Source organism: Streptomyces sp. NPDC046308 (assembly GCF_055588065.1).
The window spans coordinates 37,982-52,537 of the sequence record NZ_JBVJFB010000003.1 but is presented as its reverse complement, the minus strand read 5'-3'; the positions used below and the strand labels follow the sequence as shown (position 1 = coordinate 52,537).

Sequence of the window (14,556 nt, the reverse complement as noted above, 5' to 3'; positions counted from 1 at the left end):
GCCGCCGCGCGTCAGAGGGGTTCCACACCGCGTTCCCACTCCGCCCTCCACGTGCGGCGCAGGTCGTCGACGTACTGGTCGAGGACGAGGTCGGCGAAGGGGGTGAAGAGCAGGTGGCCGTCGGGCGTGCGGGAACGGATGTCGAAGCCCTTGTGGGAGTGCGGCATCTCCTCGGGCACCCGGCCCAGCCGGCGCTCGGCGGCCAGTACGGCGTCGACGGCCCGGCGCTCGGTGACCGCGGTGTCCGTGGCGAAGCCGTCGGGCGCCGGCGGTTCCCCGGCGGGGCCGGGGACGACCGGGGCGGGCAGGACGAGCGCGGCGCTGACGATCTGCGGCGGGTGCGCGTGGACCTGCGCCTCGAGGTCGAGGTCGGCTTCGCGGCGTTCGAGCCGGGCCTCCAGGGACCGGGCGCGCTCGCGGAACGTGGCCGGCGAGACACGGACCTTGAAAGTTCCCGGTCTGGCGGGCGTCGCACCCGGGGAGATTCGGACAGATGAGTGAAGATGTCGGCCCGGATCCCGCCGCGCTTCCGCGAGTCGGCGAGAAATCGCAGGTCAGAGGCGCTGTCGAGACGCCGGTGCGCGGGGGCCCGGCCGTTGCCCTTTTCCGCCCCGCCGACATGGGGTACGACTCACAGGTAGCACCGGCTGGTAATCCGATGAACCCCGACTCCGGCGGCGAGGTGAGTCCCCGCATGTCCGCAACACAGCCCGCTCAGCCAGCACAGCCCGTACAGCCCGGCGGCACGCAGCCCAAGGTGACCGAGCGCGAGGCACGGCAGGTCGCGGAAGCGGCCCGGGAACAGGACTGGCGCAAACCCAGTTTCGCCAAGGAACTCTTCCTCGGACGGTTCCGGCTCGACCTGATCCACCCCCACCCGCTGCCCGCCGACGAGGACGTCCGGCGCGGCGAGGCCTTCCTGGCCCGGCTGCGGGTCTTCTGCGAGACCGAGATCGACGGAGCCCGCATCGAGCGCGAGGCGAGGATCCCCGACGAGACCGTGCGCGGGCTCAAGGAGCTCGGCGCCCTCGGCATGAAGATCGACCCCAAGTACGGCGGTCTCGGCCTCACCCAGGTCTACTACAACAAGGCCCTCGCACTCGTCGGCTCGGTCAGCCCGGCCATCGGTGCCCTGCTCTCCGCCCACCAGTCGATCGGCGTACCGCAGCCGCTGAAGATGTTCGGCACGCAGGAGCAGAAGGACACCTACCTGCCGCGCTGCGCCACCACCGCGATCAGCGCCTTCCTGCTCACCGAGCCGGACGTCGGCTCCGACCCGGCGCGGCTGGCCACCACCGCCGTCCCGGACGGGGAGGACGCGTACGTCCTCGACGGCGTGAAGCTGTGGACCACCAACGGGGTCGTCGCGGACCTCCTCGTCGTGATGGCCCGCGTCCCCAAGTCGGAGAACCACCGCGGCGGGATCACCGCCTTCGTCGTCGAGGCCGACTCCCCGGGCATCACCGTCGAACACCGCAACGCCTTCATGGGGCTGCGCGGCCTGGAGAACGGCGTCACCCGCTTCCACGGCGTACGGGTCCCGGCCGCCCAGCGCATCGGCGCCGAGGGCGCCGGCCTCAAGATCGCCCTGACCACCCTCAACACCGGCCGGCTCTCGCTCCCCGCCATGTGCGTCGGCGCGGGGAAGTGGTGCCTGAAGATCGCCCGCGAATGGTCCTCGGTACGCGAGCAGTGGGGCCGCCCAGTCGCCAGGCACGAGGCGGTCGGCGCCAAGATCTCCTTCATCGCCGCCACCACCTTCGCCCTCGAAGCGGTCGTGGACCTCGCCTCCCAGATGGCCGACGAGGACCGCAACGACATCCGCATCGAGGCCGCCCTCGCCAAGCTCTACGGATCCGAGATGGCCTGCCTGATGGCCGACGAGCTGGTCCAGATCCGCGGCGGACGCGGCTTCGAAACCGCCGAGTCGCTGGCCGCCCGCGGCGAGCGCGCCGTCCCCGCCGAGCAGCTGCTCCGGGACCTGCGCATCAACCGGATCTTCGAGGGCTCCACCGAGATCATGCACCTGCTGATCGCCCGCGAGGCCGTCGACGCCCACCTCTCGGTGGCCGGCGACCTCATCGACCCCGACAAGGCACTCGGCGACAAGGCGAAGGCGGGCGCCCGCGCGGCCGGTTTCTACGCCCGCTGGCTGCCCAAACTGGCCACCGGCCCCGGCCAGGTCCCCGGCACCTACCGGGCCTTCCACCCCGGCGGCCACCCCGACCTCGCCACCCACCTGCGCTACGTGGAACGCAGCGCCCGCAAACTCGCCCGGTCCACCTTCTACGCCATGTCCCGCTGGCAGGGCCGGATGGAGACCAAACAGGGCTTCCTCGGCCGGATCGTCGACATCGGCGCCGAACTCTTCGCGATGAGCGCGGCCTGCGTCCGCGCCGAGCACCTGCGCGCCACCGGCGAGCACGGCCGCGAGGCGTACCAGCTGGCCGACGCCTTCTGCGAGCAGTCCCGGCTGCGCGTCGAGGAACTCTTCGGCCGGCTCTGGGCCAACACCGACGACCTCGACCGCAAGGTCGTCGCCGGAGTCCTCACCGGCACCTACGCCTGGCTGGAGGAAGGCGTCCTCGACCCCTCCGGCGACGGCCCCTGGATCGCGGACGCGACACCCGGACCCTCCGCTCGGAAAAACGTGCACCGCCCCATCCGCTGACCTGCGATCATCGCCGGACGTCGGACAGACGTACGAGGATGAGTACGAGTACTGGTACGCGTACGAGCACAGCGCGAGGCGGACGAGAACGATGCCGACGGCCGAGGAAGACCGCACCAGCCGACGGCTGGCCTGGTGCGTGGCGCACCTGCTGCGCCACGCACCGGACCACGTCGTCACCGACATGACCCGCCGGCTCGACGGGCCCGCCCTCAAGTACCTGTGCCGGGACGAATGGCTGGCGGCCTCGACCGTCACGCTGCTGCTGCGCCACGGCGGCGCGACCGACCGGACCTACATCGCCCGCAACCCCCGCGTCGTCGGCCGGCCGCTGCCCGGCCTGCCCGGACCCGCCCGCTACGCCCGCCGCCGGACCCCGCCGGAACTCCTGCCGGTGCTCCGCGCCGAGCTCGGCCGGGACCCCGCCGAGGAGCCGCTGACCGCGGCCGAACTGATCGGCCTGCTGCGCCGCCACGGCCGGCGCGGCCCCAGGGTTCCGCTGGACATCCTGGCCCTGCGCCACCGCCCCGATCCCGAACTGCTGCTCGCCGAGCACCTCCGCCGGCCACTGCCCGCCGGCTCCGTCGAGGCCCTGCTGCTCGTCGAGGACCTGCCCCCGCAGACCGTGCGCGGGCTGCTCGCCACCACAGCGGCGGACGAACGCTCCTGGCACCGGCCCGCCGTCCGCGCCGTGCGGATGGGCCGCGTCACGCACGAGGAACTCGTCGCCCACGTGGCCCCAGCACGCCACACCCTGCTCCTCGGCCACCTCCCCGCCCTCCGCTCCCTGCGCTGGACCCTGCCCGAACAGGCCGGCATGCAGAGCGCCGTGATGCGGGCCCTGCGCCCGCTGGGGGACGACCCGCGCCTGTGGGCGGAGCTGCTCAGGCACGCCCCCGGTCATGCGGGCCCGCTGCCCGCGCTCGTCGCCGCCGTGACCGACGGGACCCTGCCCGAGCCGGCCGACGCGCGGGAGCCGGGCCCCGAGCTCACCCGGGCGGTGCGCCACCTGGCCCCGACGGCCGCCGAGCCGCCCGGCGAGGTGGAGCGCGAGCTGGCCCTGGCCAGCCTCGCCGTCCCGATGGACAGCGTCGAGGAGGACATCCGCTGGGTGCGCGACTGCCTCGACCGCGGCCTGCTCACCGGCATCGACGTGATCCGGCACAAGCTGCCGGCCTGCTGGGCCCTCGACGAGGACCACTGGCTCGGCGAGGTGGACCACCCCGACCGGCACGACCACCCCGAGGCCGTCCTGGCCGCCCACGCCGAGGCCGGCCGGCTGTTCGCCGCGGCCCTCGGCGAGGACCCGGACGCCTGGTGGCGCGTGGCCCGCACCCTCCCCGACTTCGCCGGAACGCTCCCGCACCTGCTGCTCCGCGTCACGGAAGGGGGCTCCGTGTCCGGCCGCTCCTGACATGCGGCAACAATGGGGGGCATGAGCGACCGCCCAGCCCCCCTCGCCGATCCGCACCTCCTCTTCGACCCCGCGGCCGGCCTCCGGGACATCGTCATCCTCGGGTCCACCGGATCCATCGGCACCCAGGCCATCGACCTCGCCCTGCGCAACCCGGACCGGTTCCGGGTCACCGCACTGTCCGCCGCGGGCGGACGGGTCGGGCTGCTGGCCGAGCAGGCCCGGCTGCTGCGGGTCAAGACGGTGGCCGTCGCCCGCGAGGACGTCGTACCGGCCCTGAAAGAGGCGCTGAGCGCCCAGTACGGTCCGTCCGAGCCGCTGCCCGAGATCCTGGCCGGACCGGACGCCGCGACCGAGCTCGCCGCTTCCGAGTGCCACACCGTCCTCAACGGCATCACCGGTTCCATCGGCCTCGCGCCGACCCTCGCCGCCCTGCGCGCGGGCCGCACCCTGGCCCTGGCCAACAAGGAGTCGCTGATCGTCGGCGGCCCCCTGGTCAAGGCCCTCGCCAAGCCCGGCCAGATCATCCCGGTGGACTCCGAGCACGCGGCGCTGTTCCAGGCGCTCGCCGCCGGCACCCGGGCCGACGTGCGCAAGCTCGTGGTCACCGCCTCCGGCGGGCCCTTCCGCGGCCGCACCCGGGCCGAGCTCGGGCAGGTCACCGTCAAGGACGCCCTCGCGCACCCCACCTGGGCCATGGGCCCCGTGATCACCGTCAACTCGGCGACCCTGGTCAACAAGGGGCTGGAGGTCATCGAGGCGCACCTGCTCTACGACATCCCCTTCGACCGCATCGAGGTCGTGGTCCATCCGCAGTCCTACGTGCACTCGATGGTGGAGTTCACCGACGGCTCCACGCTCGCCCAGGCGACCCCGCCGGACATGCGCGGCCCCATCGCGATCGGCCTCGGCTGGCCCCAGCGGATCCCGGACGCGGCCCCCGCCTTCGACTGGACGAAGGCCTCCACCTGGGAGTTCTTCCCCCTGGACACCGAGGCCTTCCCCGCGGTCGGCCTGGCCCGGCACGTGGGCGCCCTCGGCGGCACCGCCCCGGCCGTGTTCAACGCGGCCAACGAGGAGTGCGTGGAGGCGTTCCTGGCCGGGCGGCTGCCGTTCACGGCAATCATGGATACCGTCTCTGCCGTGGTCGATGAGCACGGGACACCGGAGTCGGGAACTTCCCTGACCGTCCAGGACGTCCTTGAAGCTGAGGCCTGGGCCAGGGCCCGGGCGCGGGAGATGGCGGCACGGGCCGCCGTGGAGGCGCGCGCATGACACTACTGATGACGGTGCTCGGGGTCGTGGTCTTCGCGGTCGGCCTGCTGGTCTCCATCGCGTGGCACGAGCTGGGGCACCTGTCCACGGCCAAGCTCTTCGGCATCCGCGTGCCGCAGTACATGGTGGGCTTCGGCCCGACCGTCTGGTCGCGGCGCAAGGGCGAGACCGAGTACGGGATCAAGGCCATCCCCATGGGCGGCTACATCCGCATGATCGGGATGTTCCCGCCCGGCGAGGACGGCAAGGTCACCGCCCGCTCCACGTCGCCGTTCCGGTCCATGATCGAGGACGCGCGCTCGGCCGCGTACGAGGAGCTCCAGCCCGGCGACGAGAGCCGGCTCTTCTACACGCGCAAGCCGTGGAAGCGCGTGATCGTGATGTTCGCCGGCCCCTTCATGAACCTGGTCCTGGCCGTGGCCATTTTCCTCACCACGCTGATGACCTTCGGGCTGAACACCCAGACCACCTCGGTCGCCACCGTCTCGGACTGCGTCATCCAGCAGAGCGAGAAGCGCGACAAGTGCGCCCCCGGCGACCCGGCCGCTCCCGCCAAGGCGGCGGGCCTGAAGGCGGGCGACAAGATCGTCGCCTTCAACGGCCGCGCGGTCCGGGACTGGTCCGCCCTGCAGAAGGACATCCGCGCCACCGTCGGCCCCGCCAGGATCACGGTGGAGCGGGCCGGGGAGCGCGTCGACCTCACGGCGAACCTGATCGAGAACAAGGTCGCCAAGACCGACGGCAGCGGCCGGTACGTCAAGGACGAGTACGTCACCGCCGGCTTCCTCGGCTTCGCCCCCGCCTCCGGCTACGTCCCGCAGTCCTTCGGCCAGTCCGTCGACCGCATGGGCGAGATGATGGAGGCCGGCGTGCAGTCGTTGGTCCAGCTGCCGTCCAAGGTCCCCGACCTGTGGAACGCGGCCTTCAACGGCGCCGAGCGCAAGCAGGACAGCCCGATGGGCGTCGTCGGCGCGGCGCGGGTCAGCGGTGAGATCTTCACCCTCGACATCCCCGCCCAGCACCAGCTGGTGTTCTTCCTCAACCTGCTGGCCGGCTTCAACCTCTCGCTGTTCCTCTTCAACATGCTGCCGCTGCTTCCGCTCGACGGCGGGCACATCGCCGGCGCCCTGTGGGAGTCGGTCCGGCGCAATGTCGCGCGGGTCTTCCGGCGCCCCGACCCCGGCCCCTTCGACGTGGCGAAGCTGATGCCCGTCGCGTACGTGGTCGCCGGTCTGTTCATCTGCTTCACCCTGCTGGTGATGGTCGCGGACGTGGTGAACCCCATCAAGATCACCTAGTCGGGCACGGGGCCCTGCCCCGTGCCCGCGGGAGCCGGGTGCACGTCGTGCCCGGCTCCCCGCGTTCGGGTGGCTCACCCCCTCGGATGCACGGTGCGCCCCGGGGTTGGCGTAATCTCGAAGCCTGGAGCCCGCCGATCTCGGGACCTTGATCCACACCTTGGGGTTGCACAGCAGATGACTGCCATCTCTCTCGGAATGCCGGCCGTGCCGACGAAGCTTGCCGACCGCAGGGTCAGCCGCAAGATCCAGGTCGGCTCGGTCGCCGTCGGCGGCGACTCACAGATCTCGGTGCAGTCGATGACGACCACCAGGACCTCCGACATCGGCGCCACGCTCCAGCAGATCGCCGAGCTGACCGCCTCCGGCTGCGACATCGTGCGCGTGGCCTGCCCGACGCAGGACGACGCCGACGCGCTCGCGGTGATCGCGAAGAAGTCGCAGATCCCGGTGATCGCCGACATCCACTTCCAGCCCAAGTACGTGTTCGCCGCGATCGACGCCGGCTGCGCCGCCGTCCGCGTGAACCCGGGCAACATCAAGCAGTTCGACGACAAGGTCAAGGAGATCGCGCGGGCCGCCAAGGACGCGGGCACCCCGATCCGGATCGGTGTCAACGCGGGCTCGCTCGACGCGCGACTGCTGAAGAAGTACGGCAAGGCCACCCCCGAGGCGCTGGTCGAGTCCGCGCTCTGGGAGGCCTCCCTCTTCGAGGAGCACGGCTTCAGCGACATCAAGATCTCGGTCAAGCACAACGACCCGGTCGTCATGGTCAACGCCTACCGGCAGCTGGCCGCCGCCTGTGACTACCCGCTCCACCTGGGCGTCACCGAGGCCGGCCCCGCCTTCCAGGGCACCATCAAGTCCGCCGTCGCCTTCGGCGCGCTGCTCTCCGAGGGCATCGGCGACACCATCCGGGTCTCCCTCTCGGCCCCGCCCGTCGAGGAGATCAAGGTCGGCATCCAGATCCTGGAGTCGCTCAACCTCAAGCCGCGCCGCCTGGAGATCGTCTCCTGCCCGTCCTGCGGGCGCGCGCAGGTGGACGTCTACAAGCTGGCCGAGGAGGTCACGGCGGGCCTGGAGGGCATGGAGGTCCCGCTGCGCGTCGCGGTCATGGGCTGCGTCGTCAACGGCCCCGGCGAGGCCCGTGAGGCCGACCTCGGCGTCGCCTCCGGCAACGGCAAGGGCCAGATCTTCGTCAAGGGCGAGGTCATCAAGACCGTCCCCGAGTCGAAGATCGTGGAGACCCTCATCGAAGAGGCGATGAAGATCGCCGAGCAGATGGAGAAGGACGGCGTCATGAGCGGCGAGCCCACCGTCGCCATCGGAGTCTGATCCGCAGGGCTCGGCTCGCCTCCGGGGCGCCTGTTGCCGGCCCTTCGGGTCGCCCGCCCCTCGAGGCCCGATCAGTGGCCCCGGCCCCGTTCCCGCAGTCCGCGGGCGGGCCGGGGCCTTTTCGTGACCTGCGACGCGGCATCGAAAGGCATCGCCGGGTACAGTGCGGAGATCAGCAGACTTGCATGGTGAGGCCCCAGTGTTGACGCAGACCACCACCCGGGTCCTTGAGCCCAGTGATCTCGACGCCGCGCTCGACATCCTCGGACGCGAGCCGGTCGAGAACGCCTTCGTCACCTCCCGGGTCCAGGTCGCCGGACTCGACCCCTGGCGCCTGGGCGGCGAGATGTGGGGCTGGTACGCCGACGGCGAGCTCCGCTCGCTCTGCTACGCCGGCGCCAACCTGGTCCCGGTCTGCGCCGGGCCCGACGCCGTACGCGCCTTCGCCGACCGCGCCCGCCGCACCGGCCGCCGCTGCTCCTCCATCGTCGGCCCCGCCGAGGCCACCCGGCTGCTGTGGCAGCTCCTGGAGCCCAGCTGGGGACCGGCCCGCGAGGTCCGCTCCCACCAGCCGCTCATGGTCATCGAGCACCCGTCCACCACGGTCGAGGCCGACCCGCGGGTCCGCCGGATCCGCAAGGACGAGATGGACCTGATCATGCCCGCCTGCGTGGCCATGTTCACCGAGGAGGTCGGCATCTCGCCGATGGCCGGGGACGGCGGGCTGCTCTACCAGGCCCGCGTCGCCGAGCTCGTCGCCGGCGGCCGCTCCTTCGCGCACATCGACGACGGCAAGGTCGTCTTCAAGGCGGAGATCGGCGCCGCCACCGCGCGCGCCTGCCAGATCCAGGGCGTGTGGGTGGCCCCCGAGTTCCGCGGCCGCGGGCACTCGGAGAGCGGGATGGCCGCCGTCGTCGCCTACGCGCTGCGGGACGTCGCTCCCGTGGTCAGCCTCTACGTGAACGACTTCAACACCGCCGCGCGCGCCGCCTACCGCCGGGTCGGCTTCCGCGAGGTCGGCGCCTTCATGAGCGTGCTGTTCTGAGCGTGCCCTTCCGGGCGGGCCACCGGTTCCCGGCCGCCCTGATCGAAAAGGCGGCCCCCGGACCCCGCCGATGGCATTCCGGCGTGCCCCTACCGCGAAGTAAGGTCGCCGCATGCTGCCTTCCGGACTCCGCATCGGCCCCCTCGACCTCGCCGCCCGCGTGGACGAGGCCCTGCGCGTGCAGGCCGTCGCCTTCGGCCTCAGCGAGGAGGAGGTGGGCATCCGGCGCTACATCGTCCAGCGCCACATGACCTGCCGCGGAGCCCGCGCCCTCGGGGCCTTCGCCGAGGACGGGGCCCTCACCGGGTTCGTCTACGGGATGCCGAACGACCGGACCCACTGGTGGTCCACGATCGTCGAGCCCTACCTGCGGGCCGGCGGACACGAGGGCTGGCTCGACGACTCCTTCGTGATCACCGAACTGCACGTCCACCCCGGCTTCCAGGGCCACGGGGTGGGCCGCGAGCTGATCACCCGGATCACCGACGACGCCGCCGAGCCCCGCTCGATCCTCTCCGCCATCGACACCGAGAGCCCCGCCCGCGGGCTCTACCGGGCCCTCGGCTACACCGACCTCGCCCGCCAGGTCCACTTCCCGAGCGCGAGCCTCCCGTACGCCGTCATGGGCGCCACACTGCCGCTGACCAGGCACTGAATTGACTACCGGGGCCCGCGCGGGCCCCGGTAACCTCCCGGCATGTCTACGCAACACGTGCAGCGCATGTCCCGTCTCATGGCCAAGACCCTCCGCGAGGACCCGGCCGACGCCGAAACCCTCAGCCACCGGCTCCTGGTCCGCGCCGGCTACGTCCGGCGCAGCTCGGCCGGGGTGTGGACGTGGCTGCCGCTCGGCAAGCGGGTCCTCGACAACGTCTCGCGCGTCGTCCGCGAGGAGATGGACGCCATCGGCGCCCAGGAGGTGCTGCTGCCGGCGCTGCTGCCGAAGGAGCCGTACGAGGTCAGCGGGCGCTGGTCGGAGTACGGCGACCTGCTCTTCCGGCTCAGGGACCGCAAGGGCGCCGATTACCTGCTCGGCCCCACCCACGAGGAGATCTTCACCCTCGTCGTGAAGGACCAGTGCACCTCGTACAAGGACCTGCCGGTCATGCTGTACCAGATCCAGACCAAGTACCGGGACGAGGCGCGGCCCCGGTCCGGCGTGCTGCGCGGGCGCGAGTTCCAGATGAAGGACTCGTACTCCTTCGACGTGTCCGACGAGGGGCTGGAGGAGTCCTACCGGCTCCACCGCGAGGCGTACGTCCGCATCTTCGAGCGGCTCGGTCTCGACCACCGGATCGTGTCGGCGGTGTCGGGGGCGATGGGCGGCTCGGCGTCGGAGGAGTTCCTGGCGCCGGCCGGGGCCGGCGAGGACACCTTCGTGGACTGCCCGTCCTGTGACTACGCGGCGAACACCGAGGCCGTGACCTTCGCCCTGACCCCGGTGGCCGGGGAGCACCCGCCGCTGGAGGAGGTGGACACCCCGGACACCCCGACCATCGAGACCCTCGCGGCGCACCTGGGCGTCCCCGCCTCCGCGACCCTGAAGAACCTCCTCGTGAAGGTGGACGGCGAGATCGTGGCCGTCGGCGTGCCGGGGGACCGCGAGGTGGACCTCGGCAAGCTGGGCGAGCACCTGGCCCCGGCGGTGGTCGAGCTGGTCACGGCCGAGGACTTCACGGACCGGCCCGACCTCGTACGCGGCTACGTGGGCCCGCAGGGCCTGGACAAGGTCCGCTACCTGGCCGACCCGCGGGTCGCGCCCGGCACGGCCTGGGTGACCGGGGCCAACCGCGCGGACACGCACGCGCGCAACGTCGTCTGCGGCCGCGACTTCGAGGTGGACCAGTACCTCGACGTGGTGGTCGTCGAACCCGGCGACCCCTGCCCGAACTGCGGCGCCGGACTGCGCCTGGACCGGGCCATCGAGATCGGCCACATCTTCCAGCTGGGCCGCAAGTACGCCGACGCCTTCGGCCTCGACGTCCTCGGCAAGGAGGGCAAGCCCGTCCGCGTCACCATGGGCTCCTACGGCATCGGCGTCTCGCGGGCGGTGGCCGCGCTCGCCGAGCAGACGGCGGACGAGCGGGGACTGTGCTGGCCGGCGGCGGTGGCCCCGGCCGACGTCCACGTGGTGGCCGCGGGCAAGGCCGTGCCGCTGGCGCTGGCGGAGGAGGCGGCGACCGCCCTGGCCGGCTCCGGCCTGCGGGTCCTGCTGGACGACCGGCCCGGGCTGTCGCCGGGCGTCAAGCTCACGGACGCGGAGCTGATCGGCGTGCCGTGGATCCTCGTGGCGGGCCGACGCTCCGCGGAGTCGGTGGTCGAACTCCAGGACCGCGCGTCCGGCACCCGCGAGGAACTGCCCCTGGCCGAAGCCCTGGCCCGCCTGACGTCGTAAGGCGGGGCGCGGCCGGGCTCCCGGGGCTCCGATCCGGACCCCGCGCCGCAAACGCCGGCGGGGCTGGGTGGGGCCGGGGCCGAGCCATTCCAGCCAGTCCGGCGCTTGAGGACCCGGTCCGGGCGGAGCCCGGCTCCGCGCAGCGGACTACGCGCGCGGCTCCTCCGTGTCGGGCGGCGGCGGCGCGTCCAGCATCAGGCCGGGCTCCGGGGTGTCGAGCTCGGCCGGGGCGTCGGTCGCCGCGTCGGCGACCTCGGCCGGCCCGGGGCCTTCGGAAGCCGGGCCGGCCGGGGCCGGTTCTTCGGGCGCGGCCGTCGCCGGAGGCGGAGGGGCCGCGCGTTCCAGGAACCGCAGCAGTTCCACCGGGAACGGCAGTACCAGCGTCGAGTTCTTCTCGGCGGCGACCGCCACGACCGTCTGCAGCAGCCGCAGTTGCAGCGCCGCCGGCTGCTCCGACATGACCTCCGCCGCCTCGGCCAGCTTGTGCGAGGCCTGCAGCTCCGCGTCCGCGTTGATCACGCGCGCCCGCCGCTCACGGTCCGCCTCCGCCTGCCGGGCCATCGACCGCTTCATCGTCTCCGGCAGCGAGACGTCCTTGATCTCCACCCGGTCGATCTGCACGCCCCAGCCCACCGCCGGGCTGTCGATCATCAGCTCCAGCCCCTGGTTCAGCATCTCCCGGTTGGACAGCAGATCGTCCAGGTCGGACTTTCCGATGATCGACCTGAGCGAGGTCTGCGCCATCTGCGAGACCGCGAACCGGTAGTCCTCCACCGCCACGATCGCGCTCGCCGGGTCGACGACCTTGAAGTACACGACCGCGTCCACCCGCACGGTGACGTTGTCCCGGGTGATGCCCTCCTGCGCGGGCACCGGGAGCGTGACGATCTGCATGTTCACCTTGTGGAGCCGGTCGATGACCGGAACGACCATCGCGAAGCCGGGCGGGCGTATCTCCTCGCGCAGCCTGCCGAAGCGGAAGACCAGACCCCGCTCGTACTGCTTCACCACCCGGGCCGCGGCGCCCACGTACACAGCGACACCCACACCGGCGGCGATCGCCGCTGTCAGCAGTTCTTCGACCATGACGGCCCCCTGCCGGACATACCTTCCTCTCTACGGTATGCCCCGGGCGGGGCCTGGTCGATCAGGCCGGGCTCGCGGGCTCCGGCCCGGTCGACCAGAACGCCCTACAGCCAGGCCGCGAACTCCAGCAGGAGCTCGGCGTCGCGGCGCCGTCCGGCGGCCAGGGCCCGGTTGCCCGACTCCACGGCCCGGAACAGCGTCCAGCCCCGCAGCCGGTCCCGGTCCACCTCCAGGGCGTCGGCCAGCTTGTTCACCCGGCGCCGGGCGCCCGCCGCCCCCGCCGAGGAGGCCACCTGGTCCTCCAGCCGGTCCCGGACCAGCCGCGCCAGGTCGTACGCCCGCTCGCCGACCAGCGGGTCGGGGCCCACCGTCAGCCACGGCGCCCGCTCGCCCGCGAGGACCTTGCCCTGCCGGAAGTTGCCGTGCAGCAGCAGCTCCTCCGGCAGGGCCGCGAGCAGCTCCTCACGCACCGCCAGAGCCGCGTCGGCCAGGGCCCGCACCTCGGCCGGGGCCGCCCGCAGCACCACCGCCTGCTGCCCGGTGCGCTCCGCGACCGTCTCCCAGACGTGCCCGGCCGGCGGGGCCACCCACAGCCTGCGCAGGGTGCCGCTGGCCTCCAGCAGCGCCTTCGCCTCCGGCAGCGACCGCAGCGACACCTCCGGGTGCAGCCGCTCCAGCAGCAGGGCCCCGTCGTCCTCGTGATGCCGGGTGTCGAGGATCCGTACGGCGCCGAAACCGCCCCAGTGGGCCAGCGCGGCCAGTTCCCGGTCGGGCCGGGCGTGCGGCGGCGCCAGCTTCAGCGCGGCCGGGGTCCCGTCCGCGTACGTGACGAGGACCACCAGGCTGCTGCGGCCGCCGGGCGCCTGGACCCGCTGGGCGCGTACCCCGCGCCGGGAGAGCGCGGCCTCGGTGAGTCGGGGCAACTGCCCCAGCCAGTCCTCGTCCTGCGCCGTTTCCGGCATCTCGCCGAGCGCCCGTACAAGCCGCTGCGGCGGTTCGAAAGCCATGCGTGCGTGGTCCCTTTCAGCTGTGCTGGGCCCGTTGCGCCTCGTCAGCGCGTTCCGCGAGCCCAGGGAAGGCTACGCCGACACCACGCCAGCGTGCCGCGCGCACGGCCGCGGCGCTCAGCGCGTCGGCCGCCTCGCGGCGCAGCGGACCCTCCGCCGCGCGCACCAGATCGGAGTACGCGCCCGCCACCCGGTCCTCGACCACCGCGGCCAGCCGCTCGGCGTCGGCTTGGCCACGCACCTCGAACGGCAGCGCGTACGCCGCCTCCGCGGGCCGGGGCGCACCGCCCAGTTCCCGTACGGTCCGGGTGAGCGCGTCACGGCGTGCGAGGTGGGCGCCGTACGCCTCCCGCGCCTCGGTCGCGCGGGCGCCGGCGGTGCGGGCGCCGATCACGCCGTAGCCGTAGGCGGCCGCGTGCTCGGCGGCGAGCGCGGCCTGGGCGGCCTCCAGGGCCCGGCCGGCGGCAGGGGGTTCGGGCTTCACGACGTGGCTCCGGGGGTCGAGGTCAGCAGGTACGCGTGGACGGCACCGCAGGCGGCGATCGAGGCCAGCATCCGGGCCAGCTCGCCCGGGGCCCCGGCCAGATCGATGGTGCGGGCCTCCGACAGGCTCCGCTCGGCGTCCGCGAGGGCGGTCAGGGCCTCCGCGGGCTTCGGGGACACCGGCTCACCGCCCGGCGCGGGCGCGGCGGCCCCCGTACCCCCCGGGCGGGACGCGGAGGGCGACGGCGAGCCCGCCGGGGCCGGGGCCAGGGCCGCGGAATGTGCGGCGACGGCGGCGCGCAGCGGCGCCAGCCGGGCGGCCAGGGCCGGATGGGCGGCGGCCGTGGCGTCGTAACGTTCCAGCAGGCGCGCACTGTCACGAACGGCCGCCTCCCGCATCCGCCGTTCGAGTGGAATCCCGCTCTTTCCGGCGGCCGGGCGGTCGTCGGAACACCCCGTCAGCAGCGCGGCTCCGGCCGCGCCGGCGGCTCCGGCGAGCAGGCTCCGGCGCGAGGGGCTCGAAGGCAGAGTCCAGGGCACGGCGACG

13 protein-coding genes are annotated in these 14,556 nt (G+C 73.1%); 8 read left to right on the top strand and 5 right to left on the bottom strand.

The features are described 5' to 3' along the window. Positions 1 to 11: 11 nt before the first annotated feature. Positions 12 to 167, bottom strand: a complete 156-nt coding sequence (locus ACZ6JT_RS14085; protein WP_469209744.1) for a hypothetical protein — start codon at positions 165 to 167, stop codon at positions 12 to 14. Between the two features lie 527 nt (positions 168 to 694). Between ACZ6JT_RS14085 and ACZ6JT_RS14080 the strand changes: the two genes are divergently transcribed. The 8 genes from ACZ6JT_RS14080 to ACZ6JT_RS14045 all read left to right on the top strand — a co-directional run bounded on the left by ACZ6JT_RS14080 (position 695) and on the right by ACZ6JT_RS14045 (position 11,433). Continuing rightward, positions 695 to 2,671, top strand: a complete 1,977-nt coding sequence (locus ACZ6JT_RS14080) for an acyl-CoA dehydrogenase family protein (protein ID WP_469209742.1) — start codon at positions 695 to 697, stop codon at positions 2,669 to 2,671. Positions 2,672 to 2,762: 91 nt separating this feature from the next. Further along, entirely contained in the window at positions 2,763 to 4,085 is a 1,323-nt protein-coding gene (locus ACZ6JT_RS14075; protein WP_469209740.1) for a serine/threonine-protein kinase, read from the top strand. A gap of 21 nt (positions 4,086 to 4,106) precedes the next feature. Then, positions 4,107 to 5,360: a 1-deoxy-D-xylulose-5-phosphate reductoisomerase gene (gene dxr / locus ACZ6JT_RS14070; RefSeq protein ID WP_469209738.1), complete on the top strand. Its 1,254-nt coding sequence runs from the start codon at positions 4,107 to 4,109 to the stop codon at positions 5,358 to 5,360. Next, complete coding sequence (locus ACZ6JT_RS14065; protein WP_365469547.1) at positions 5,357 to 6,658, top strand: M50 family metallopeptidase; 1,302 nt, start codon at positions 5,357 to 5,359, stop codon at positions 6,656 to 6,658. Before dxr ends, ACZ6JT_RS14065 begins: the two co-directional genes overlap by 4 nt. Before the next feature lie 177 nt (positions 6,659 to 6,835). Next, positions 6,836 to 7,993, top strand: coding sequence for a flavodoxin-dependent (E)-4-hydroxy-3-methylbut-2-enyl-diphosphate synthase (gene ispG / locus ACZ6JT_RS14060; RefSeq protein ID WP_031144049.1), 1,158 nt, complete (start codon positions 6,836 to 6,838; stop codon positions 7,991 to 7,993). 199 nt (positions 7,994 to 8,192) lie between these two features. After that, positions 8,193 to 9,038 carry a GNAT family N-acetyltransferase gene (locus tag ACZ6JT_RS14055; protein WP_469209736.1) on the top strand — a complete coding sequence of 282 codons (846 nt, stop codon included), beginning with the start codon at positions 8,193 to 8,195 and terminating at the stop codon, positions 9,036 to 9,038. Positions 9,039 to 9,150: 112 nt separating this feature from the next. Continuing rightward, positions 9,151 to 9,693, top strand: coding sequence for a GNAT family N-acetyltransferase (locus ACZ6JT_RS14050; protein ID WP_469209733.1), 543 nt, complete (start codon positions 9,151 to 9,153; stop codon positions 9,691 to 9,693). Positions 9,694 to 9,735: 42 nt separating this feature from the next. Next, entirely contained in the window at positions 9,736 to 11,433 is a 1,698-nt protein-coding gene (locus ACZ6JT_RS14045; RefSeq protein WP_469209731.1) for a proline--tRNA ligase, read from the top strand. 147 nt (positions 11,434 to 11,580) lie between these two features. On the opposite strand, the gene ACZ6JT_RS14040 is transcribed toward ACZ6JT_RS14045, so the two are convergent. The 4 genes from ACZ6JT_RS14040 to ACZ6JT_RS14025 all read right to left on the bottom strand — a co-directional run bounded on the left by ACZ6JT_RS14040 (position 11,581) and on the right by ACZ6JT_RS14025 (position 14,549). Then, positions 11,581 to 12,519, bottom strand: coding sequence for a slipin family protein (locus ACZ6JT_RS14040; protein ID WP_469209729.1), 939 nt, complete (start codon positions 12,517 to 12,519; stop codon positions 11,581 to 11,583). A 104-nt stretch (positions 12,520 to 12,623) separates the two neighbouring features. Then, positions 12,624 to 13,526 carry an aminoglycoside phosphotransferase family protein gene (locus tag ACZ6JT_RS14035; RefSeq protein ID WP_469209727.1) on the bottom strand — a complete coding sequence of 301 codons (903 nt, stop codon included), beginning with the start codon at positions 13,524 to 13,526 and terminating at the stop codon, positions 12,624 to 12,626. Between the two features lie 16 nt (positions 13,527 to 13,542). Beyond that, positions 13,543 to 14,010: a ferritin-like domain-containing protein gene (locus tag ACZ6JT_RS14030; RefSeq protein WP_469209725.1), complete on the bottom strand. Its 468-nt coding sequence runs from the start codon at positions 14,008 to 14,010 to the stop codon at positions 13,543 to 13,545. Beyond that, entirely contained in the window at positions 14,007 to 14,549 is a 543-nt protein-coding gene (locus ACZ6JT_RS14025; protein WP_469209724.1) for a hypothetical protein, read from the bottom strand. Before ACZ6JT_RS14025 ends, ACZ6JT_RS14030 begins: the two co-directional genes overlap by 4 nt. Positions 14,550 to 14,556: the final 7 nt, after the last annotated feature.